A 23,484-nucleotide genomic window follows, 5' to 3' on the forward strand; every position below is an offset into this window, starting at 1 on the left:
TGGCCACCAACTATATATCCTCCATTTTGAGATTTTACAATAGTATATGCCCATCATCTGCAGTATTCTGCCATAAATTTTCTCCCACTGAACTTTCTAGAATCTGTCTTAACGATCCATACGTCCGAATCTCCCTCCGGATATGCTCTCTCTCTCCTGTTAATATATAACCTCCGTCATCTGTTATTTCTAAAGAGAAAAAAAAGTCATCGTGAATCGTTCCATAGACTTTCACCCATTCCTTATTTCCAAATTCATCCGTCTTGATCAAACATCCGTCAAGCATTCCATTTGAACCAAATGACTCGGAAGCACCTGTAATAATGAATCCATTGTCTTCCGTTTGTTTTACTTGGTAACTAAAATCATCGCCACTTTCTCCATAGGTTTTTGTCCAAAGCGTATCACCATCAGGTGTTGTCTTTATAAGCCAGATATCGTTCCCACCTCGCACAACAAGAACCAGTGTATCCTAATAGCACAATATTATTATCGCTCGTTTCAATTACAGATCTACCGAAATCATCTGCACTGCTTGGACCAAATTTTCTTCCAAAGAATATGCTTGGGGAGTAAATTGATATAACAGAAAGTAAGAAAAAAAACAAATAATATTTTGTTGATTTTTGCATTTTATTTTACTCACTTTCCATTTATGGTGTGGTTAAATTATGTGTAGCACAAAAATCAAATAAATCCCCACCTTTAATCCATCTATTGTTGATGTATAAAACAGCTGTGCTGTCTGTGTCATATTCGGCTACAGGACAGAATATATCGGGAGGACTATAATCTGCAGGGCTGTAAAAAGTATTATTCTTTATCCAACTAAATGGCATTGCATCTGCATTCTCTATTCTAAATGTTGGGCGATCGGCTCTGAATGATTCCAACCGGCAATTCTCAAAGTAACTATAAAATGCTCCGTTTAATGGATTCGCATCTTGTGTAACATCTATTGCTTTACTTCCGGCTATGTAACTGTTATATGCTCTCAATAATGGTTTTTCAGTTTGCGGGTCTTTGTAGCCTGCTTCTATTCCTGATTTTTTAGGATGAGCAGTGTTTATGTAACACTCATTGACTGTCAGCCTGCCAGCTTTGTGTATTGTTTGTCCATTTACATTTATAAGAAATATCCGGGTTGGGATATATGTATCCCATCTCCCTGATATGTTGCCCCAGGTTCATCTACTCCTGCAGAATCAATAGTTGTTGAGTCCACTAAAACATCATAACCTGCCACCTGCATTCCGTCCCAGCCGCTATTTTTATAGTTGATTGCCTGAATGTTCCGTTATCTCCAAATAGCTTTACTCCGCCGGGGATTTAATTTCTTGAAGTGGCGGTCCAATAGGAACACCCCAAGCTGCCCAGCCACAGCTATCTACATAAAGATTATACCAAGAAAACTGCTTAGGAAAGAAACCCTTAATCCCAAACCATCGGAAACGTCTGATCTGTAAATCTTTGATAACTGCAAAGTCCACATTGTCTAAATCGAAACACTTTAGACTCCAGCTCAGTGTATCTTCCCTATCAGCGGAAGAAATACCTTCAAGTATCGTTTTGGATTTACTTTTGCCAATGAAGGAAATATTTACTAAGTCTTTAACGATAATAGAATCTACCAGAAAGGCAGAGTCCACAAGAAAGTAAGAAGTATTTGAAGCTAATTTGCCCTTCATATCTTTAAAGGAGTAAGCATTACTCCAACCGCTGCCTGAATGATCGCCTGTGCCGTGAGGTGTTACATACTTAGCAACATTGGGGGGTACGCTGTTGTTATCTCCCAATAAATTGGAATTAGTGTTATTATAATTAGCAGCTATAAAACAATAAACTGCCGCAAATAATAGAACCGATCGAACAAGAATGATTTTTCATCAGAACCTCCTGAAATATTAATTAAACAATATCAAATAAGTTATTTACCTCCGCTGATAAAATTTCCAGAAGCATATTACAAATAGAAAAAGAGAAAGTCAATGACCTGAATGAGTGAAAATAAAAAGATGACATCCTTCTTATCGGGATGTCATCTTTATGTATCAAATCAGCGGAGTAAAATCATCTTCTTCGTTTCTACAAAACTGCCTGACCGTAGTTGATAGTAGTACATCCGCTGGACAGGCTGATAGCCTGTCCTACGTTAAACTCAACTTCGTAAGTGCCGGGCTGCTGTGGTTCGTTTACAAGTGTTGAGACTTCGTTGCCAGTATGTCATACACAATAAGCCTCACCCCAACCCTCTCCAAAGGAGGGGAGTTGAAGGAATTGTATATTTTATTTTTGTTGTTGGGTTAAATGGATTTGGGTAATTCTGCTCAAGTGAAAATTCTGTTGGTGAAGTTATTTCAACTTCAACTGTGTTTGAGTATTCAAATGTTCCATCAAAGTCATTTTGCTTTAATCTGTATTGATATTTACCAGAAAAAAGATTTTCATCAGTGAAAGAATAACTCTTAGGTTCAGTAGTAGTACCAAATCCGGGAATGAAAGCAATTTGATTCCATTCCAGATTGCTGACTGAAGACTGAGAACTGCCAACTTGTTTTCTCTCTACCTCAAACCCACTGTTATTTGTCTCCGTAGCAGTCTGCCAGTTTAGCGAAACAGAGTTTCGCGTTACAGTTGCGGTGAAGGATGTTAATTCGACGGGGATAGGTGGAATAACACTAAGCGTGGCTTGTTTTAAAACTATTTCACGATCAGGATCGAATGTAACTGTTAGCGGCAGGCGATTGAAATTAAAAATATAAACCTGTTCATTCACATCATTCATTACTCTTATAAGTGTGTCAATTCCAGTGGAAAAATGAATTTTAATTTCAATGGGCATTTTGTGAAATACAGTATTTGATTGGGTTTGCTTCGCTTGAAATCCCACCTCCCATGCATTTGCACCGGTTGATTGTATCCAATATCCATTTGCGTAGATAGGATGATTCGGTTCAAAAATCCACTCATCAAAAAACCAGCTTAAGTCTTCACCATAAGCAGCGCTCATATTTTCCCGAAGATCAGAAGTGACGGCACTGTGATATTTTAAATTTGGGTCAGTTGCATAATTCATAATTCCTTCGAAGAATTTGTCATCACCCATAACGTATCTTAACTGATGAAGAACGCAAGCACCTTTAACATAAGTTATGGCATAATTAAAAAGTATATCATTGGATGGGGTATTTATTGCCCAATCAGGTTCCGAGATTGCCCATCCGGGATTAGCAGATAAGTAGTAGTCAGCATCGCCGTTTATAGTATTTTTATGAAGAGTAACCGGAAGTATGTTCTATCCAAAGTGCTTCAGAATAAGTGGCAAAGCCTTCGTTCAACCAGATATCTGCCCAAGTTGCACAGGTGATCATATCGCCAAACCACTGATGCGCATACTCGTGAGAGATCAATCCTTCACTCCAGCAGCCCGGGCAAAGACTCGTTAGAGTTTGGTTTTCCATCCCTCCCCATGGGAATGAACTGTTCAGAGTTGCGAAGCCGTTTTTTTCAAAAGGATGTTCGCCAAATAATGTTGAGTAATGATCAGTCATTTCAAGTGTGACTTGCTCCATCTGTAGTACAGAGCTATGGTTTTCGCCCTGGTTCCAGTAAAACCTTAGTGGAATGCTGTCGTTCGGGTTAGATAATTTATGCCAGTAAACTATATCTAAATTATAATTTACTTTTCCACTAATGACAAATAAATAAGTTGCGATGTTATCTCTGCTTACCCAGTTGTAATAAATTGTATCGGCAGTTTTGATTGAATCTTCAAGCCTGCCATTTGAACCAAGTTTTACAGTTGCAGGAACTCTAACAGTTAAATCAAGCGTAGCTTTGTCGGAAGGTTTATCCCAGCATGGAAACCACTTGCGCGCGCCTTCGGGTTCGCAGTCGGTGAAGAAAAATCCACTGCTGACATAGACCACGTTATCGGCTACATTCTTGTGCTGATAATAAATTTTCACATCTGCTGTTTCGCTAACATTGTAAGTCCGGTCAAGCGTGATTGTTAAAATGTTATTTACGTGAGTGAAAGAAACCCCTGCCATGTCAACTGAATCAATTTGCAATGAAGTATTAACCGCATTCAATTTGATTGAGTTGAGTGTTGAGTCAACTTCAAAAGTTAAGATTTCGTACCCTTTAAAAGATTTAGGATAAGGGCTTAAAAAATTATTATAGATATCAAGGTTTAACTCGTAATTAATTGCATTGTACGAATGAATAATATTTGCTTCAATATTTCCCGGCTGCGCTCCATTTTGTGAATGAATTTTATTTTGATAGCAATATTGAGAGCCGCTGTTTGTTTGTATTTGAGATAAAATATTTGTTTGGACAGCAACTGAAATGAGAAGAAACAAAAGTAAGAATTTTTTCATATTATTCTCCCGAAATTTAATTAGTCATCCTGCGCAAAATAGAAAGAGGACATCTTTTAAATGAATTCAGAGATTGAATATCAAAAAGAAAAAATAATTTTTTACGGAATTCATTTTGAAAATGAAGATGTCAGATATTCACATTTTCTCGTTTGCGTATCATTATTTAATTATTAAAAATGTTAACCAAACTTAGAACTGTTTTCCGTCATTATAAAATGGAAAGTAAAAAGACAGCAATTCTTATTCGTCAATAGAGACTTCAAAGTTTACGATTTCATATCCTTTAATTGTCTCATAAGCGGCAAATATAATCCCGACCAATACTGATAACATACCAATCAGGAAAAAAATTGTAACAAAGTAATTTAGCCCCGGAGAGTTGAACAAAAATGCAAGCCCGATGAAAAGCGATGTAAGTACAAAAAGAGCAACAGCAATTGTATAGCTTAATACTGCATTGCGAACAAGTTTAACTCTGTAAACCAAACTTGTGATTTGTTTAGAAATACTTTCGAGTCTAATGTTTTTCCAGGTAAGCAAGAGTTTCGTCACTATATTTATGGATGGTGCGCCTGCGTTCTTCGTTAAGCAGGCGAATTCTGTTTACAACGAGTGAGTATTTATTATTCATGCCAAGCAAAAGCAAGCCGCAAGCAGATATCATTATTCCTGGGGCAAGCATTGATTGAATAACTTCCACTACCGAAATTGAAATGTTCATTTTAATAATTATTTTTTATTTGATTCAAAGATAATGAATGCTTTGATTTTAGATCAATGATTTACGAAAGTAGATTAAGACAGATGCAAGTGGAAGAATTATTTTGCCGTTTGACGACTGATAAAATTTTCAATTACTACATCAACAATTTGGAAGGGTATTAATTTGAAAAGAATAGACTTAAATAATGAAAGATAAAATAAATGAACTCTGAAGCGATGATTCGATTCAAAATTATTTAAAATTTCAAGAAGATTTTCATCCGCGATCCGTTTTACAAAATCAACAAAAACAAAATCAGGATTAGTTTTTTCTATAAAGTCAACAGCGACATTTCCGTTCTGCAAGTAAACACCCTCCAATTCAAAAAACTTTCGGGCAAACCTGCAGGTCAAATTATTGTATTCCCTATCGCTTATAATTATTAATTTTTTCATTCGCTTAAAAAGTTAGAGCAGAGCCATTAAATAATTTTCACACATTAATTAAAAATAACTATTACCAAAAAGTTATGAAATGAAAAGTTAATACAGAAAAATTTCCGGATTTATATTTCACTTCTCTTAATAAAATCTAATATCACTTGGTCGCTTGATTTTAATAATTCATCAGTTGATCCTGTAAAATAAATTTTACCATCGTGCAGCATTGCAACTTTATCGGCAATATTTTTTACGCTGTACATATCGTGAGTAACAACTACCGAGGTCACTTTTATTTTCCCGCTTAATTCTTTTATAAGTGCATCAATCGAATCAGACATAATTGGGTCGAGTCCCGTTGTTGGTTCATCGTAAAGAATGTAATCGGGATTTGTGATAAGTGCGCGTGCAAGCCCCACCCTTTTTTTCATTCCGCCTGAAAGTTCTGCCGGTTTTAATTTTTCCACATTCGTTAGCCCGACTAACTCAAGTTTTTCTCGGACAGCTTTTAGAATTTCAGATTTAGTAAAACCATTCTTCGACTCGACTAACGGCAGCCCGACATTTTCTTCAATAGTCATTGAATCAAAAAGCGCTGCCCCCTGAAAAAGAAAACCAAATTTTTTCCTAATCTCATAAAGCCTTTTCTGATCGAGGTCATTTATAATTTCCCCTTCAACTTTTACATAACCGTCATCGGGCTGGAGCAAGCCAACAATGTGTTTAATCAAGACACTTTTTCCGCATCCGCTTTTGCCAATGATTACAATTGTTTCGCCAGGCAAGATATCTAAATCTACTCCGTTTAAAACTTTATTTTGTCCGAACCGTTTGTGAAGGTTTTTTATTTCAATCATAAAATGAAAAAATTATTATGGTCAAAATAAATAAAAAACCGATGCCCCATTTGAATTGAATTCATCTTTACACAGCCGGGACTAACCGAATATTTCGGAAGACTCTATTTATCACTTATCTTTTTTCTTAAAATCGAGTGAGATGGAATTTATGCAATATCTTTTTCCCGTTGGATCAGGTCCATCATCAAAAACATGTCCTAAATGAGAGCCGCATCGTGAGCATTTTACTTCGGTACGAATCATTCCATGACTTTTGTCAGTTTCAATTTCAACATTATCCATTGAAAGAGGTGCCCAGTAGCTTGGCCAGCCTGAACCGGATTCATATTTTGTCTCAGAAGAAAAAAGTTCATTGCCACATGCAGCGCACAGATAAGTTCCATCTTCATGATTTTCATAAAACTCGCCTGTGAATGCACGCTCGGTTCCTTTCTCTCTAAGCACATTGTATTCTTCGGGTGTTAATTCTTTCTTCCATTCTCCATCACTTTTAATAATTTTATTTTTCATAGTTGTTCCTTCATTTTTGTTTTGAATTGAACTCACTTTTTTTATTGAATCCTGCTCAGCAGTGATTCGTCTATCCGCAGTTAATGATTCTTTGCTGTTTGAAATTATAAATCCTCCGACTATCACAGCAGCAGTCGCAAACAATATTATCATCAATTTATTTTTACTCATAATAAAATCCTTTTATTTAATGTCAGTTGAATTTGGAAAATTATTTTTAATTATTTTCTTAAATGGAATTGTTAAAAACACATCAGCACTTAGACGTCCAAGCACAAATGCAGTAGTTGCTGCGACTGCCCCGACAGCGGAAAAATAATTTATCATTAACATTAAAACTGAAATTATAACTACGAATTCAATAGCAGTTCCAATGGTAATAGAAGAAGTTTGTTTTCCGAATACGATAACTGCGCGCTGAAAACTTATCCAAACTGTGAACGCCGGAAAGATTGCCATTATCATCAAAGGCAGTCGTGAAAAATCAGCAAGAGATTTTTCTAATCCGGAAATATTTCTCAGCCAAATGTCGGCAAGAGGAGTAAATGCAATAAAGATTAATACCCCTGCAAGCACCGCTGCTAATTGGAAAGCAAATTTCTTTAGTGAAATATAATTTTCTTTTTGATTATTAATCAATGCAATTACAACTTCTTGATAAGACAGTCCGAGTCCGCGAAAGATAAACACGAAAGAGGTGACTACAGGCATTACCGCTAAGGACTCAATTGCCATCGGACTGCTTCCAATAAAAAAAGCTACGAACGGTTGGACTCCAAGAGTTAAAAGAGAAGTTAATGCCAGCGGTAAATAAAACTTTATAATCTCATTGTAGCTTAATTTTTCCGCTATCATTTCTGTTTCAACCTTTTTAAGGATGGGTGAAACCATGATCCGGCTTGCAAGCGCTTCACATATCACTGCGACCGAAAGTGAAGAAGCTCCAACTACAACTCCATCAACATTCGTAAAAAAATATAAAAGCGCCGCTGTTATCGACATTGTTATTAATCTAACAATCGTTCCAAGTGCAACAAGCTTTGTTTGATTGTTTCTGATTAATATCCCCTGATAAAATCTTCTGTATCCTATTGCCCCGGGCCACGGCAGCAAAATTAAAGTAGCTTTGTGTGTTAAGTCCGATACTTCCGGGGGGAGCTTAATTAAGGTTTCAGCAATGAAATAAAAAATTTGTGGAATATTGAAAAGCACCATTGCTAAAGTTAAAGTCAGGCTTAGTGCGTAATTAAACTTCTTTAATTTCAAAAAAGAAAAATTATCTTTGACCAATGCAGTTGAAGCGCTCATCATCATTATGACCGGCGATTCAATAATCAAAGCAAAAGAAAAAGCAACACCGTAAGCAGCAAGATTGAATTTGGGTTCGGGCAAGCGAGCTATTAATGCTGATAAAAACGGTCCTTCGATAGACATCATTAACCACGTCGAAGCAAGTGGAAGCCAGAAAAAAAATATTTGTTTTGGTTTCAAAAAAAAAACTAATTCCGAAAAATGAAAAATTTGAAATATTGTATTATTTATAGTGCTCGAATTCTTTTGTAACGGTAATACATTCTAAGAATAAATATTTTAAGTTTGTAAAGCTAAATAAATCGTTTAATAAAAAATCAAATATTTCCGGAGGGAAATTTAGATGAAAGTCAGATCCCTATTGTTGTTCTTATTTCTTTTCGCACCTGCAATATTTTGGAATTGCAGTCAGAGCAGCGATGGCGAAATTACCGAAGATCAAGTTCAGGAATTAAGAATTATCGCTGATGAATTTACTAAGACAATTAAAACTGTTTTAGTAAAACAAATGCAAAGCGGCGGAGTATCTGCGGCGCTGACAGTTTGTTCAGACACTGCGCAAATGCTAACCGCTGATTTTGCTTCTATAAAAGGAATTAATGTAAAAAGAGTTTCGTTCAAAAACAGAAATGAAAATGATTATCCCGATCCATTCGAATTTCAGGGATTGAAATATTTTGAAGAAATGAATGAAAAAGGAATATTGAAAGAAGGCAGCGAGTATGTGAAAATTGTTACTGAAAATAATGGAGAATTTGTCCGTTACCTTAAACCAATATTTGTAAGTGATGTCTGCTTGAATTGTCACGGAGATTCAAAATTGTTTTCACCGGAAGTTAAAGCATTGCTGCATAAAAATTATCCTAATGACAAAGCAATTGATTATAAAATCGGTGAATTAAGAGGTGCTGTATCTATTCAAAAAAAATTAGAATAATTTATTAAAATAATTAGCCGAGGGGAAAATGGCTTACTCAAAAAATTATCCCGTACCGCAAATCTCATCGGTGCAGGACATGATTATCAAATCAGCTTCAAAGTATGGAGATAAAATTGCTCTCGAAGATCTTAGCCCCACCTTAATTCCGAAATTAACCTATGCTCAACTTTTGACCAATGTATTAAAATTTGGCAGAAGCTTGAATTCGCTGGGAATAAACGAGAGATCCCATATTGCTGTAATATCTGAAAACAGAATCCAATGGGCGCTGACTTATCTGACAGCAATGGCTTTTAATATGGTTATCGTTCCGATTGATAAAAATCTTCCTTCAAATGAAATTTTAAATATTATTTATGAGTCTGAATCAGAAGCGATAATTTTCTCTAACACGTTTGAAAATTTTTTCCGTGAAAAGAAAGATACTCTGCTAAAGTTGAAACATTTTATCAGCATGGATTTGTTAAGTGCAAAAAATGATTTCTATTCAATGACAGAATTAATTAATAACACTCCATTAATCTCTATAAGTGAACTTCCGAAAATAAATCCTTCAGAACTTGCTCAAATTATTTTTACTTCCGGATCTTTGGGCAGAGCGAAAGGAGTGATGCTTACTCAGAAAAATCTCTCATCTAATTTAATGGCGATGTGCAGTTTAGTTGAAATGAAACCGGAGGATAAGTTTCTTTCAGTGCTTCCGATTCACCACACTTACGAATGTACATGCGGGCTTTTGTGTCCTGTTTACAGTGGTTGTTCGGTGCACTATGCTCGCAGTTTAAAAACAATTGTTGATGATCTTCAAAATGTTAAAGCAACTATTCTTCTCGGAGTACCTTTGTTGTACGACAAAATGTTTAAAAAGATTTATAAATCAATTCAAGAAGATAAAATAAAATCGAAGATTGTTCCTCCGCTGATAAAGATTTCGGATTTTGCTGCAAAAGTTGGCTGGAAAGATTTTAAGAAAATTGTTTTTAAAGAACTGCACCAAAAATTTGGCGGAGCTGTTCGATTATTTATTGCAGGGGGGGCGGCGCCAGATCCCAAAGTTGCAAAAGGACTGCAGGAATTTGGATTCAATTTTATACAGGGTTATGGATTAACTGAAACTTCCCCGATACTTGCTTTAAACCAGATAAATAATTTTAAAAATGATGCCGCAGGAATTCCTCTTCCGGGAGTTGAATTAAAAATCAATCTGCCTGATTCCGACGGCATTGGTGAGGTATATGCAAAGGGTCCAAACGTTATGCCCGGTTATTTTAAAAATGAAAAACTGACTGCTGAGGCATTCGAGAATGATTGGCTTAAAACAGGTGACCTCGGCTACTTTGACAAGGATGGATTTTTACACATCAGCGGAAGAAAGAAAAATGTGATCATTGCAAATAACGGTAAAAATGTTTTCCCGGAAGAAATAGAAGATATATTGAATAGAAGCACTTTCATTCAAGAGTCATTAATTTTTGGTGAAAAGGACGAAAAGCATGATGAAATTATTGCTGCACAAATTTTTACTGATGCTGAAGCATTTATTGAATATGCTGAGAAAAATAATATTCAAATAACCGATGAATTCATCCGCTCAAAAATCTCCGAAGTTATTAAGGAAGCAAACGAACAGCTTGCCTCATACAAGCGGATTAGAAAATTTTACATTCGCGAAAGAGAATTTGAAAAAACCACCACACAAAAAATTAAACGCTACCTTGTAACAAAAGGCGAAACAATTTAAATATAGGGGAGGGGATTGCCCCTCCCGCCAAAATATTCCTATGCCATCAAAATCGAAATAGCCGCTGTATTCACAATATCATCCACACTGCATCCACGGCTTAAATCGAAGAATGGTTTATTCAATCCCTGCACCATTGGACCGACTGCTTCTGCCTTTCCAAGACGCTGTGCAATTTTGTATCCAATATTCCCGGCATTCAAATCCGGAAAAACCAAAACATTAGCTTTACCGGCAACATTACTGCCCGGTGCCTTCTTCCTTCCAATGGATTCAATTATCGCCGCATCAAACTGAAGTTCGCCGTCAACATTTAAGTCAGGTCTTTTCCTGCGGACTGATTCTGTTGCACTGATAACTTTATCTGCAAGTTCATGCTTTGCACTCCCCTTTGTTGAAAAAGAAAGCATTGCAATAAAAGGTTCTTCGCCAGTAAGTTTTTTATGATTATCGGCAGTGGAAATTGCAATATCAGCAAGCTGCTCGCTGTCGGGATTTGGCACCACGGCGCAATCAGCAAAGCTGTAAACTTTTTCCGGGAAAATCATTAAAAAGAAACTTGAGACAATTGAAATTCCCTTCGGCATTCCAACACATTGAATACCCGCCTTCATAACATCCGCAGTTGACGCCGTCGAACCGCCTACACTTGACGAAACGACGCCGCTGCGAACCATCATTGCAGCAAAGAACAAATCTCTTTTCATTGCTTCACGTGCTTGATCAATCGTCATGCCTTTGTGTTTTCTAATCTCAACAAATTCCTGAGCATATTTTTCAAAGTCCGGTGATTTAAGGTGATCAATAATTTTAACACCTTGTAAATTTACCCCGGCTTTTTTTTGCGCTTGATAAAATTGTTTCTTCATTTCCTAAAGTAGTTACGGAAGCAATTCCATTTCTCTGAAGAATTTCAGCAGCTTTTAACACACGACCGTCGTGGGATTCGGGAAGAACTAACTGTGCTTTTTTTTGTGAGGCTTTTGATTTAATATTTTCTAAAAGTAAAATATCCATTATAACTCTCCTGTTTATTAAAAATTTGATAAGTAAAATTACAAAAATTGTATAGCATTGCCTTCGGGATTTAACTTTATTCTCAGATTTCTAATGGCATTGCCATCAGAAGACTCTATTAAATAATTTTATTTGACTGTAAATCATCAAAATCCATTTATTTAGCTTAACAAAAAATTAATATTTATTTAGTGATTTAGATTAAAATAATTTTTAATTTATGAATAAGAATTCTATCAATTCATAAATAAACAATGGAGACTTTATGAAAAAGTTTTTTTTACTTTTCACACTTTTGGTTTCTCTTCTCATGGTTACAACATCAACCGCTACAGTAATAAATGTATCGGTAGATAATTTTTTCTTCTCACCATCCTCTTTTGATGCAGCAGTTGGCGACACCGTTACGTGGACTCTTATAAATGGCTTTCACACAACCACTTCAACTTCAGTTCCTTTTGGAGCATCAAGCTGGGATTACACTTTTGCAGGTGCCGGAGATACTTACAGTTATGTAATTACTGTTGCCGGCGTGTATGAATATTTGTGCATGATTCATCCCACACTTATGATAGCTTCATTTTCTACTTCGGTTCCCTTCCCCTTTGTTGAAGATTTTGATTTTCCCGCAGGAGATAATTTAACTTTTCATGGATGGACGGCTCATAGTTCAGGCGGCACAAATCCTCAAACAGTTGATGTGTCGGGTTTAACTTTTACAAATTATCCTTCTTCAGGGATTGGTAACTCTGCTTTACTTGACAACACAAGCGAAGACACCCACAGACTTTTCGATGAAGTTACAAGCGGGACAGTTTATTATTCTTTAATGGTGAAAGTTGATGCTATTGCTACCGGTTACTTTATTCATCTTGCACCAAACCCGCACAACACATTTGATTTTAGAGCAAGACTGTGGATTACAGGAACTGGCTCTAATTATGGAATCGGTTTGAGCTATGCAAGCTCTGATACACTTTTTACGCCGCACGAATACATTACCGGCACTACATATCTTTGTGTTGTTAAGTATGAAGTTGTTGATGGAACACAGAATGATATAGCCAGTCTTTACGTTTTTGACGAAACTGATCCATTCCCCGGAACGGAGCCTGTTACTCCAACAGTTGGTCCTATTTTAAATACAACTACAAGTGCAGATATCAATCCTGGATCAATTAACTTAAGACAATACAGCTCTTCCCAAAATATTGTCGTTGATGGAATCAGAATCGGTAATACGTGGGCTGGTATTGTACCGGTTGAACTAACTTCCTTCACAGCAAATGTTAAGGATGGGGCAGTAGTTCTTAACTGGCAGACTGCAACCGAAACTAACAACAGCGGCTTTGAGATTGAACGAAAATCTTCAAACCAAAGCTGGATAAGAGTTGGATTTGTTGAAGGAAGTGGTACTACCACCGAAAAACAATATTACTCGTTCACAGATAACAATATCAATTCTGGAAATTACAGCTACAGATTAAAACAGTTGGACTTCAACGGCGCTTATGAATATTCTAAAACTGTTGAGGTTGAAGTTGTTGAACCCAACAAATATGAGCTTGTTCAGAACTATCCCAACCCATTTAATCCAACTACAACGATTGAGTTCACAATTCCTCAAGCTTCAAAAGTCAGTTTGAAAGTTTACAACTTACTCGGACAGGAAGTTAGAACTCTCGTAAATGGAATTAAAGATGCAGGCACACATAAAATAAATTTTGATGCAAAAGAATTAAACAGCGGAATGTACATTTACAAAATTGAAGCAGGATCTTTTACGCAGGTAAGAAAGATGACTTTGCTGAAATAATTTATTTCCCAAATAATTCTGTTTATAAAAAGTCCCGCTTTGTTAGCGGGACTTTTTTTTTATCTGATATTTCATTAACCCATCACTCTGTAATTGATAAAACATTGAATTCGAGACCAATAAAAAAGAATCATGTTTAGATGATCTAATTTTACTTGGATAAGATTGTAAAAAATGTACACAAGATTCTATCTTGGATGTCCGGGATATGATCTTGGGTGTCCAAGATGTAATCTTGGGTGTCCAAGATGTAATCTTGGGTGTCCGAGATGTGATCTTGGGTGTCCAAGATATGATCTTGGGGGTCCAAGATATGATCTTGGGTGTCCAAGATGTGGGATCTTGGGTGTCCAAGACCGTGATCTTGGGTGTCCGAGATGTGATCTTGGGTGTCCAAGATGCCATCTTGGGTACATAAGATGTCATCTTATGTGCGAATTTTAACGATTTTCGAGGTTTGGGGTGATTTTTAGAGGAAATGATTGCGGATAAGAAAGAATGGAAGTAAATTTTACTTAAAATGGAGTTTTTATCAGAAGGGCTTTAATATAGCTGGGCGGAGACTTTTATTAACAAACGCAATCAGTGGCTGAGTAAAAAAATATTGTTATTTTCTGTTGATGTGTTATTGAATTTGAATTTGGAAGTTAGTATGTTCAACAAGCTTAAATTATTACAGTAACAATCCATAACACAAGCTGGTAAAACAGCCAAGTATAATTGCGATAATTGTATTATAAAAATTGAGAGTGTTTCAGCAAGTATTACTAATCGTTAAAATTATTAATAAGAGATGAGATTAAATTATTTCACACTTAAAATAAAGGAACCAATACAATGATCAGAAGTGTTGAGGAGATTATAGAAAAGATAACCCAACAAATTAATCGTTCGGGACTGCCATATTCTTCCTGGTATGTTGGTATTGCTTCAGAACCAAAAGAGCGGCTATTTACGGAACATAAAGTTTCAGAAGACGGAACCTGGGCTCATGTAAATGCCGGGAGTAATGAAGCTGCAAAAAGTGTTCAAAAATATTTAGTGGAAAATTTACAAACCGAAGGGGGCAGCGGCAGTGATGACGCCAGAATGACCCATGTTTATGCTTATGCAATTACATCCACCACGGTGGAGTGAAATAAAAATAAAATTGGTGCTATGTTCGGTTTTATATTTACAAAAAAAGAGTTGTCATTTTATCGGGCAGCTCTTTTGTTTTTTGGGGTTGCCAATAAAGGTGTTGTGTACTTCTCGTAAAGTTCAAATAAATATTCTATTCGCTTAGTTTCGTTTGGGAATGGTTGAGGGCGATAACATAAATCTACTGCTTTGTCTAATTCCTGGTGTGCTTTTACTAATGATGGCGGCATTGTAAGCGGATCGTATAAATCTGCAAGACTGCTGTTAGGAAAATCTTTTCTTGTATCTAAAACTTTTTGTGCTTTTTCTTCTACAAGTTTTATTTGTTTGTCTGTTGGATTATTAGGACAAGGAAAGTTGTTATATACAATACTTGCCGAATATTGGAAATCACTTTTCATCCTCCCACAAGTTGATCTCATCCAACTCATATGCATTAGAGAAGTCATTAATCCAAAAATAAAGAAATCAGCATTTGAATTATTAAAGCACTACCGCTCGATACAAAAGAAGGGTCTAAAATACCAATAGGTATATATTTTCTACTTTCTGAAGAGACTTTTGGAATTATAATATAATTGGTTGTGGGTTGACGTATCTCCCCAAAAAGCATTGGCTGATCTGCCAATTTATTTGTTGCCGTCCTCTTACTACTTAATCTAAACCTTTTTGTTTTTTCAACACGATCAATGATAAAATTTGATTTTTTCAACAAAACTGGATCAATGTTTTGTAACCATAAACACCATCTTTTTTTATTATTTATAAATTCATCACCACCTGTGTATCGCCTTATTGCCACATTTATGAATGGTTCATTTTTAATTGCTTCTTCTTTTTCCTCATCCGTTAATATCAAATGTCCTTCATCTATTGGCATACTGCCATAATTCATTTCAGGAAGCTTACAAATTGGTGTTTTTCTATTCACTAATGTGTTGTCTTTACCTTCCACTAAAAAAGGGTTAATATTTTTTACTTTTATTTCGTGTGGCTCGCCTTTAATATCTTCATATTCAAATAAATATTTTTCATTAGTATCATAATTAGCAAAGCCAATTATGACAACGTGTACTGCGGCCTTACCTCTTGCTTCGTTAGACCATTTAAATGTTCTGTGAGCAAAGTGTATTTTTATTTGGTATCTGTTAAAAAGTTCATTCCATAAAATACCAACCTGCTCACCTTGCGAAACAGAATTGGTAGAAACAAAAGCAACTTTAATATTTGTGTTTTGTATGTATTGAGCTGCTTTGATATACCAGCAGGTAACGTAATCGAGAACCCCTGCACCTTTTACACCGACAAAAATATCATCCATATTTTTTTTTGCGTTGGATTTTGTTCTTTCTTGCCAATGAATGGTGGATTACCAAAAATATATGAAAACCTATTTCCATTGGTAAGAGAATCCCATTCACAACGGAGTGCATTAATCTTATGGATATTAGCTGCTTTTCTTAAAGGCAAGCGAATATAATATTTACCAAATTCATCAGATACCTTCATATTCATCTGATGGTCGATCAACCACATTGCGACTTCAGCAATACGTGCTGGAAATTCTTCAAGCTCAATACCATAAAACTGGTCAACTTCAATTTTAACCATCTGGTTAATATTTATCTGAGCTTCATCGAGAGCTTCTTTATTGTATTTATAAAGTGTGAAGAGAGTGGTCTTTATTATTTCAAGTTCAAGTAATCGCAATTCCCTGTAAGTGATAACGAGGAAATTGCCGCAGCCGCAAGCCGGGTCAAGAAATTTTAATTTAGAAATTTTTGAGTGAAATGCTTCAAGTTTGTTTTTACTTCCCTTGGCATTCTCAAACTCATTCCAAAGTTCATCAAGAAATAAAGGTTTTATTACCTTAAGAATATTTTTTTCAGAGGTATAATGAGCACCGAGATTTCTTCTTTCGGTTGGATTCATTACGCTCTGGAACATAGAGCCAAAAATAGCAGGTGAGATTTTACTCCAATCAAGTTGACAGCATTCCAGCAAAGCCTGGCGCATTTTAGAATCAAAACTTGCAGTTGGCAATGCTTCTTCAAATAATTTACCGTTTACATAAGGAAACTCAGCAAGCTGCTCATCCAGATTTTTGAAACGATCCTCTTTAGATGTATTTAATACCTGAAATAATTCCTGAAGTTTTGGTGCAAGATCGGAGCCATCTACACCAGTCCGCTGCTCGATAAAATCCTGAAATTGCTGTTTATTAAAGATGGTAGTGTCATCTGCAAACAGACAGAATAAAAGTCTAACTAAATAAACCTCTAAAGGATGACCATCATAACCAATAGCTTTAAGCTGATCGTGCAACTTGCCCATAAGTTCGGCAGCTTTAATATTTGCCGGATCTTGTTCTTTGTAAACTTTCTTTTGAAGACCTATTAAGTAACCAAAATGCTGAACATTTTTTACAAGTTGGCTAAGTGTAAAATCAGTTTCAGTTTCTTCTTCAAGATCATAAAGTCTAAAGTTTTCAAAATCGGATATGAGGATGTATTTGGGTATTTCGTATTCTTTAAGTCCGTCTATATAATCTTTGGCTTGCTTATAGGCTTTGTCGAGGTTTTTTCCACGACTTTTCATTTCTACTAAGATGGTCCCTTTCCACAGTAAATCTATGTAACCATCCGTATCATCAAGTTTTTTTTACTCTGTGTTCAAAGGTGGAGACTTTTCGACTGGAAATACCAAAGACATTAAAGAACTCAATAAGAAAAGGCTTAGCATCAGCTTCTTCATTAGATGCATCCTGCCATTCTTTAGAGAACTTAACAGCACGGGTTTTTATTTCATTCCAACTTAAAGGCATATAAAAATGAATTATATAATTAACACTACTAATATAATTTAATGAAGATTCTACTGGTTAATTTTTATTTAGTATAGCTTTAATGATTTATACTATTGTGCCCCTCACAGTCTTAACACAAAACTCCCCCTACTCAAGTATTCCAAAACAGTAAAAGTAATTTTCAATCAGCCAAATGGGTTTGGGTTAAGCAGGGATTATACAAATCCATTTAATCCAAGTACAAAAATTAGTTGGCAGTCTCCAGTAGGCAGTTGGCAATCTTTAAAAGTTTATGATGTACTTGGAAATGAAGTAGCCACACTTGTAGATGAATACAAAGCGGCAGGAACCTATGAAGTCGAATTTGATGCAGGCAAACTCAGCAGCGGAGTTTATTATTATAGTCTGCAGGCGGGTGGTAAATCGATAAGTCGTAAGATGACTTTGCTGAAATAATATTTTGTAACCTTCGAGGTTTCTGCATAGCAAACTTGAAGTTTTTGGTTTAAAAAATGCCCGGGCAGCCGGGCATTTTTTTATTACATCAATTGATATTCTTTAATGTAATTGTTACTTTAATATTAAAAGAAAATGAAATTATATTATCAGGTGAGAAAATGAAAAGAATATTATTAACAATTATTGTTTTTGCTACAATTAATTTTGCTCAAACATATCACACTATAACGCTTGATGCCATTCTAACTGATTGGAACAATGGTGCAGAGCAATATACTGCGCCAGGCTCACAGAATGTTAATTGGTACTTTACCTGGGATAATTCTAATTTTTATCTTGCAGCAGAGAGGACATTTGGAAGTACTTTTGGAAACCAAGATGCTTTAACAATATTTATTGACACCGATGCAAATTTAACACCTGCCAATGGTACAGGTTCTACAACTGGTAATCTCTATCAAGGTGTTACAGCTACATTGCCATTTTCAGCAAATTATTCTGCAAGAATTGAACGATCTTATAAACAATCGGATCGCTGGGATGGTTCAGGCTGGACAACCATTACTAATAACATTCAAGATTTTAATAACGGTGAAACAAGAACAATAAGAGAAGTTAGTATTCCTTGGACTGAGATTGGAAATGGATCAAAACCAAATGAAATTTACTTTCTAGCATATATCAGCTACTCTACAGGTATCTTTGCCAGCGTTCCATTTGGTAACGAAACACAAAATGGAAATGGTGCTAACAAAAATTTTGGGAGCTATTTTGGTGGATTTCAAACTACATCAGGAATTAATCCGAATGGAACAACTAATACCCCTCTCCCCGTCGAACTAACCTCCTTCTCAGCAACTACTATTGGTTCTTCTGTAAAACTTAACTGGCAAACTGCAACTGAAGTGAATAATTATGGCTTTGACATTGAACGGAACACACCCCTCAATCCCCTCTCCAGAGGGGAAGTTGAAGATATGTGGGAAAAAATTGGTTTTGTAAATGGCAATGGAAATTCTAATTCACCCAAAGGTTATTCTTTTGTTGATGATAATGTTTCTGCTGGCAGTTATTCATACAGACTAAAGCAAATTGATAATGATGGACAGTTTGAATATTCCAAAGTTATTGGAGTTTCATTTATGAAACCTTCGGAGTTTAGCTTGGCGCAGAATTATCCTAATCCATTTAATCCGACAACTACAATTCAATTCACTCTGCCTCAAGCAGGTAATGTAAAGCTAACTTTGTTTAATCTGCTCGGTCAGAAAATCAAAACGTTAATAAATGAGTATAAAGAATCCGGTGTGCACACATTAAACTTCAACGCAAGCGATTTAAACAGCGGGCTTTATATTTATAAATTAGAAGCAAACGGTTTAGTCAAAACACGCAAAATGACATTGGTAAAATAACTTAATGCTGCCTTCGGGGTTGCTAATCAGAAATTTCGAAGGCAGTGTATTTAATTCACATTTTTTTAATCCTCCCCATGCTTTTAAATTCATTTAAAAAAATATCAGCACTTTTACTTATCCTATTGCTTAGCACATTTGCGACCTCTATTTTTGCGCAGGATTTTTTAATTCAAGGATGGTATTGGGATTATCCAAAAACTACAAGTGGATTTTTATGGGCTGATACGCTTACAAATAAAGCATCCGATTTGAAAAACGCAGGCTTTACTTATATTTGGCTTCCTCCACTTTCACGGGCAAGCTTCGGTAACAGCAGCAATGGTTATGATCCAAAAGACCTTTATGATTTAGGCGAGTACGGGCAGGGGGCAACCGGCTTTGGAACCCGCACCGATGTTGATGAATTAATCACTCAATTCAATTTAGTTGGATTGAAAGCAGTTGCAGATGTTGTTTATAATCATCGAGACGGTGGAAGCGCTGAAGATAATCCACCATTAAAATCTTACATCACCTCTTTTGACTGGCCGAAAGCAGACAACGGCTACAATCCATTTCCCTTTGATAGATTCAGAGTTATCCTTCCAATTGGAGGCTCAACAGGTAATGGGGCGGGGGATTACTACTTTAAAGTTAGTTCAGCATCAGCGCACAGCAGGTTTGATAATTTTAACTATCGCATTTATATGCAAACAAATCTTAAAGGCTGGCAGGATTTATCAAACCAAAGTGAGTTAGAACCAAATGGCGGATCAGATTGCGATCCTGATCAAACAAATAATGAAATAGAACTTGGACGAAATATGGATGCAATCAATGAGGATTATTCCGGATGTCGTACTGATGAATTTCATCTTTCTCTAACAGCCGGAGATTTTAATTCTGCCGGTGATACTATTTTTATTTATTTCAGTAAAGCAAGCAGTGATTACTCGGATATGCGTATTTACGGTCTGTGGTCAGGAACAAGAAGTGCAGATATTGTAAGCGAATTGATCTATCAAACCTACACTGATTTTACAACCATGCCAAGCAGCTCTGGGGCGATGAATTATGAAAACTTCAAACCAAACTCTACAAACACAACTAAACTTGACGGCGATTGGGACTGGCTCTGGTTCTTTTATGATTACGATCAAAATGTGCCGGCGACTAAAACTGCTTTAATTGATTGGACAAAGTGGTTATGGAATGATGTCGGCTTACGCGGTTTAAGAATGGATGCTGTAAAACATTTTCCGCCTGAATTTGTTGGCGATCTTTTGGACAATCTTCATTCAAACGGAATTGACCCCGGATTAGTTGTAGGTGAATTTTATGATGCTAATACTGGCTCGTTAAAGTACTGGCTTGATCAAGTTTATACCTATATGGATAACTCGACTAAATTATCAATCACTCCACGAGTGTTTGATTTTTCTCTTCGTGACGCTTTGAAAAATGCCTCTGATTCTTATGGGAATGACGTAAGAAATATTTTTACTGCAAGTGTAGTTGATGCACAAGGAGTCAACGGCTCGAATGTAATTACTTTTGCAAACAATCATGATTTTAGAGACAGCACTCAAAAAATTAATAATGATCCTATTCTTGCTTATGCATATTTACTGACAAACAATCAGGTTGGTTTGCCGTGTGTTTTTTATCCTGATTATTTTGAAGTCCCCGGCTTTACAAATGGCGGATTGAAACAGGAAATTGATGCGCTGATAAACGTTCATAAAAATTATATTTATGGATCTTCAGCCAGAGATTACCTGACAAAAGTAGGAACGACATACGACCCTTTTTACTTTTCTGGAACTTTAACTACAACACTTGTTTACCAGTTGATGAGTACTCCTTCCGGCAAAGATGTAATTGTTGGGATTAATTATGCCGGCGATCCACTCGACATGTGGGTCGGTGTAAATCCAGGCGGCTTATCTGAAGGTGCATTTTTAGGCGATCAAATTGGTAATGCAATGCTGTCAACTTTAACGGTTTCTGGCGGAAGAGTGAATATTAAACTTCCTGCACGCAGTTATGCGGTGTGGGTGGAAAATGAAAATCCATTACCAGTCGAGTTAACATCATTTACTGCTTCGGTTATTGGGAACTCAATAAGACTTAACTGGCAGACGGCAACTGAAGTGAATAATTATGGCTTTGAAATAGAACGAAACACACCCCTCAATCCCCTCTCAAGAGGGGAAGTTGAAGGTATGTGGGAAAAGATTGGATTTGTAAATGGTAATGGAAATTCTAATTCACCCAAAAGTTATTCTTTTGTTGATAATAATGTTTCTGCCGGAAGTTATTCGTATAGACTAAAGCAAATTGATAATGATGGAAAGTTTGAATACTCCAAAACAGTAGAAGTTTCATTTATTAAACCAGATGCATTTGCATTAGAGCAGAATTATCCCAATCCATTTAATCCAACAACAAAAATAAAATACACCATCCCCTCTGTCACCCTGAGCTTGTCGAAGGGTGACGTTTATGTAACATTGAAAGTTTACGATGTTTTGGGAAATGAAATCGCAACACTCGTAAATGAACAACAGCAGCCCGGAACATACGAAGTTGAGTTTAATGCTGATAAACTTTCCAGCGGGGTGTATTACTACCAAATAATAAGCGGGAGTTTTATAGATACTAAAAAAATGGTATTACTGCGATAATTTTTATTGTAATGTGATTTCGTTTATGGAAATGCCGCTGTCTCAAAAGTCAGTTTTTGTCGAGGCTGTGTCAAAAGTAATTTTTACTGTCACACTAAGCCAGTCGAAGTGTGAATTCATTAAATAATGTCAGTCTTCGACAAGCTCAGGCTGACAAAATGAGACTTTTAAGACAGCCTCCTAAATATAAAAACAGAATTGAAGCATTAGATTCCGATCCCGATTCATCGGGACGAAATAAAATTTTATAAACACGGCATTTATTTTGTAATACTGGTACGTAAATCATCAATTATGAATGTTATTTGAAGTTTTTGTTAAAGTTGGTAATACAAATTGAGTCACAAGTTTAGTTACAGTTTTATTATGAGATAAATATTTTTTTTGCAGATTTAATAAAAAAATATTGGACATTGGAGAAAAATATTTGTAGTTTCACTTGTGCTTAATTGAATTGTAGAGACAAACTGAATCAATAGACTACCTTAGATTCGATTTGTTGTTCTGTAAAATTAAACTATTTCAAAATCAAAATTATTTTTTAAGACCCGATTTTTGGGAAATCCGGATTGCTGTACGCAATACATTGATTAACAAGTTTTTCTGGATTTTCATAATCGTTAACAATCAAGCATTTATATATTGAACAATTAATTACTAATCCTGGAAGGGGAGCCAGAAATGACTCATAAAAATTAAAGGAGTAGTATTATGAACAGTGAAGCAATTCTTATTACGGTGATATTTCTTTTTCTTGCCATTGTTATCGGGTTTTTAGATACTTCATCAAACAAAGTTGAGAAGCAAGAACAGAATAATCATGTGAATGGACAAGATCAAATTTCATCGTCAGAAGCTGCCATCGTTAATAAGTAGCTTATTGACCATTGTAAATGAGTTGTGTTTTTATAGGTGCATCTCAACAGTGAGATCTTAATTTTAGAATTTAATAATAGTCCCGCTTAGTCTTGATTTAATAATGGCAGGCGGGCTATTTTTCCCTCTGCCAAAAATTTCCCTTAATTTAGTGAGTGCTTCTTAGCTTTGAAATTATTATTATTGCAATTAATTAACTACAAATAATTTAAGATTACTATGTTTAGCTTATTAAAAATGGATAAAGAGGACCTGCAAATAGGCGGGGAGATAGTTCAGGAACAACGCAGAAAACGCCGCATGGTCTCCATCGTGCTGCTTGTATTCGGATTTATAATCCTGAATTTAATTCTCTGGGCGCTGACAAAGGTGTGAATTTTTCCACTTAAATCT

At 35.9% G+C, this 23,484-nt stretch carries 18 protein-coding genes and 4 pseudogenes; 9 read left to right on the top strand and 13 right to left on the bottom strand.

All coding sequences use genetic code 11. The features are described from left to right. Positions 1 to 34: 34 nt before the first annotated feature. From IPH11_13540 to IPH11_13555, 4 genes are all read right to left on the bottom strand, one after another. The gene (locus IPH11_13540) at positions 35 to 454 is read right to left on the bottom strand and encodes a hypothetical protein (protein ID MBK6914611.1); all 420 of its coding nucleotides are present in this window, start codon (positions 452 to 454) and stop codon (positions 35 to 37) included. Further along, positions 411 to 632: a hypothetical protein gene (locus IPH11_13545; protein ID MBK6914612.1), complete on the bottom strand. Its 222-nt coding sequence runs from the start codon at positions 630 to 632 to the stop codon at positions 411 to 413. The genes IPH11_13540 and IPH11_13545 overlap by 44 nt, the downstream gene beginning before the upstream one ends. A gap of 21 nt (positions 633 to 653) precedes the next feature. Continuing rightward, positions 654 to 998, bottom strand: coding sequence for a hypothetical protein (locus IPH11_13550; protein MBK6914613.1), 345 nt, complete (start codon positions 996 to 998; stop codon positions 654 to 656). A gap of 315 nt (positions 999 to 1,313) precedes the next feature. After that, positions 1,314 to 1,796, bottom strand: coding sequence for a hypothetical protein (locus IPH11_13555; protein ID MBK6914614.1), 483 nt, complete (start codon positions 1,794 to 1,796; stop codon positions 1,314 to 1,316). A 250-nt stretch (positions 1,797 to 2,046) separates the two neighbouring features. Here IPH11_13555 and IPH11_13560 point away from each other — a divergent pair, with 250 nt between their 5' ends. After that, positions 2,047 to 2,205, top strand: a complete 159-nt coding sequence (locus tag IPH11_13560) for a hypothetical protein (protein ID MBK6914615.1) — start codon at positions 2,047 to 2,049, stop codon at positions 2,203 to 2,205. A 757-nt stretch (positions 2,206 to 2,962) separates the two neighbouring features. On the opposite strand, the pseudogene IPH11_13565 reads toward IPH11_13560, so the two are convergent. From IPH11_13565 to IPH11_13595, 7 genes and pseudogenes are all read right to left on the bottom strand, one after another. Further along, positions 2,963 to 3,292 (bottom strand): annotated as a pseudogene (locus IPH11_13565) (hypothetical protein). Then, complete coding sequence (locus IPH11_13570; protein MBK6914616.1) at positions 3,270 to 4,385, bottom strand: hypothetical protein; 1,116 nt, start codon at positions 4,383 to 4,385, stop codon at positions 3,270 to 3,272. The pseudogene IPH11_13565 and the gene IPH11_13570 overlap by 23 nt, the downstream one beginning before the upstream one ends. A gap of 243 nt (positions 4,386 to 4,628) precedes the next feature. Next, positions 4,629 to 5,070: pseudogene (locus IPH11_13575) on the bottom strand (DUF2721 domain-containing protein). Positions 5,071 to 5,207: 137 nt separating this feature from the next. Beyond that, a complete protein-coding gene (locus IPH11_13580; protein ID MBK6914617.1) occupies positions 5,208 to 5,546 on the bottom strand; it encodes a hypothetical protein in 339 nt (112 codons plus the stop codon). A gap of 110 nt (positions 5,547 to 5,656) precedes the next feature. Further along, positions 5,657 to 6,388 carry an ABC transporter ATP-binding protein gene (locus IPH11_13585; GenBank protein ID MBK6914618.1) on the bottom strand — a complete coding sequence of 244 codons (732 nt, stop codon included), beginning with the start codon at positions 6,386 to 6,388 and terminating at the stop codon, positions 5,657 to 5,659. Positions 6,389 to 6,499: 111 nt separating this feature from the next. Continuing rightward, positions 6,500 to 6,901: a peptide-methionine (R)-S-oxide reductase MsrB gene (gene msrB / locus IPH11_13590; protein MBK6914619.1), complete on the bottom strand. Its 402-nt coding sequence runs from the start codon at positions 6,899 to 6,901 to the stop codon at positions 6,500 to 6,502. A gap of 183 nt (positions 6,902 to 7,084) precedes the next feature. Continuing rightward, complete coding sequence (locus IPH11_13595) at positions 7,085 to 8,338, bottom strand: hypothetical protein (GenBank protein MBK6914620.1); 1,254 nt, start codon at positions 8,336 to 8,338, stop codon at positions 7,085 to 7,087. Positions 8,339 to 8,555: 217 nt separating this feature from the next. Here IPH11_13595 and IPH11_13600 point away from each other — a divergent pair, with 217 nt between their 5' ends. Together IPH11_13600 and IPH11_13605 are read left to right on the top strand one after the other, a co-directional pair. Next, complete coding sequence (locus tag IPH11_13600) at positions 8,556 to 9,149, top strand: DUF3365 domain-containing protein (GenBank protein MBK6914621.1); 594 nt, start codon at positions 8,556 to 8,558, stop codon at positions 9,147 to 9,149. 28 nt (positions 9,150 to 9,177) lie between these two features. Next, on the top strand, positions 9,178 to 10,893 hold the full coding sequence (locus IPH11_13605) for an AMP-binding protein (protein MBK6914622.1): 1,716 nt from the start codon (positions 9,178 to 9,180) through the stop codon (positions 10,891 to 10,893). 38 nt (positions 10,894 to 10,931) lie between these two features. On the opposite strand, the pseudogene pta reads toward IPH11_13605, so the two are convergent. Continuing rightward, positions 10,932 to 11,910: pseudogene (pta, locus tag IPH11_13610) on the bottom strand (phosphate acetyltransferase). Between the two features lie 265 nt (positions 11,911 to 12,175). On the opposite strand from pta, the gene IPH11_13615 reads away from it, so the two are divergent. Next, the gene (locus IPH11_13615) at positions 12,176 to 13,726 is read left to right on the top strand and encodes a T9SS type A sorting domain-containing protein (GenBank protein MBK6914623.1); all 1,551 of its coding nucleotides are present in this window, start codon (positions 12,176 to 12,178) and stop codon (positions 13,724 to 13,726) included. Positions 13,727 to 14,563: 837 nt separating this feature from the next. After that, positions 14,564 to 14,863, top strand: coding sequence for a hypothetical protein (locus IPH11_13620; GenBank protein MBK6914624.1), 300 nt, complete (start codon positions 14,564 to 14,566; stop codon positions 14,861 to 14,863). 59 nt (positions 14,864 to 14,922) lie between these two features. On the opposite strand, the pseudogene IPH11_13625 reads toward IPH11_13620, so the two are convergent. Further along, positions 14,923 to 17,690: pseudogene (locus IPH11_13625) on the bottom strand (class I SAM-dependent DNA methyltransferase). A 159-nt stretch (positions 17,691 to 17,849) separates the two neighbouring features. Between IPH11_13625 and IPH11_13630 the strand changes: the two are divergent. From IPH11_13630 to IPH11_13645, 4 genes are all read left to right on the top strand, one after another. Continuing rightward, positions 17,850 to 18,128, top strand: coding sequence for a T9SS type A sorting domain-containing protein (locus IPH11_13630; GenBank protein MBK6914625.1), 279 nt, complete (start codon positions 17,850 to 17,852; stop codon positions 18,126 to 18,128). Positions 18,129 to 18,184: 56 nt separating this feature from the next. Further along, positions 18,185 to 19,546, top strand: a complete 1,362-nt coding sequence (locus tag IPH11_13635; protein ID MBK6914626.1) for a T9SS type A sorting domain-containing protein — start codon at positions 18,185 to 18,187, stop codon at positions 19,544 to 19,546. A 125-nt stretch (positions 19,547 to 19,671) separates the two neighbouring features. After that, positions 19,672 to 22,215, top strand: a complete 2,544-nt coding sequence (locus tag IPH11_13640; protein MBK6914627.1) for a T9SS type A sorting domain-containing protein — start codon at positions 19,672 to 19,674, stop codon at positions 22,213 to 22,215. Between the two features lie 711 nt (positions 22,216 to 22,926). Beyond that, positions 22,927 to 23,091: a hypothetical protein gene (locus tag IPH11_13645; GenBank protein MBK6914628.1), complete on the top strand. Its 165-nt coding sequence runs from the start codon at positions 22,927 to 22,929 to the stop codon at positions 23,089 to 23,091. Positions 23,092 to 23,484 lie beyond the last annotated feature (393 nt).

Source organism: Ignavibacteriales bacterium (assembly GCA_016709155.1).
GTDB lineage: Bacteria > Bacteroidota > Ignavibacteria > Ignavibacteriales > Ignavibacteriaceae > JADJEI01.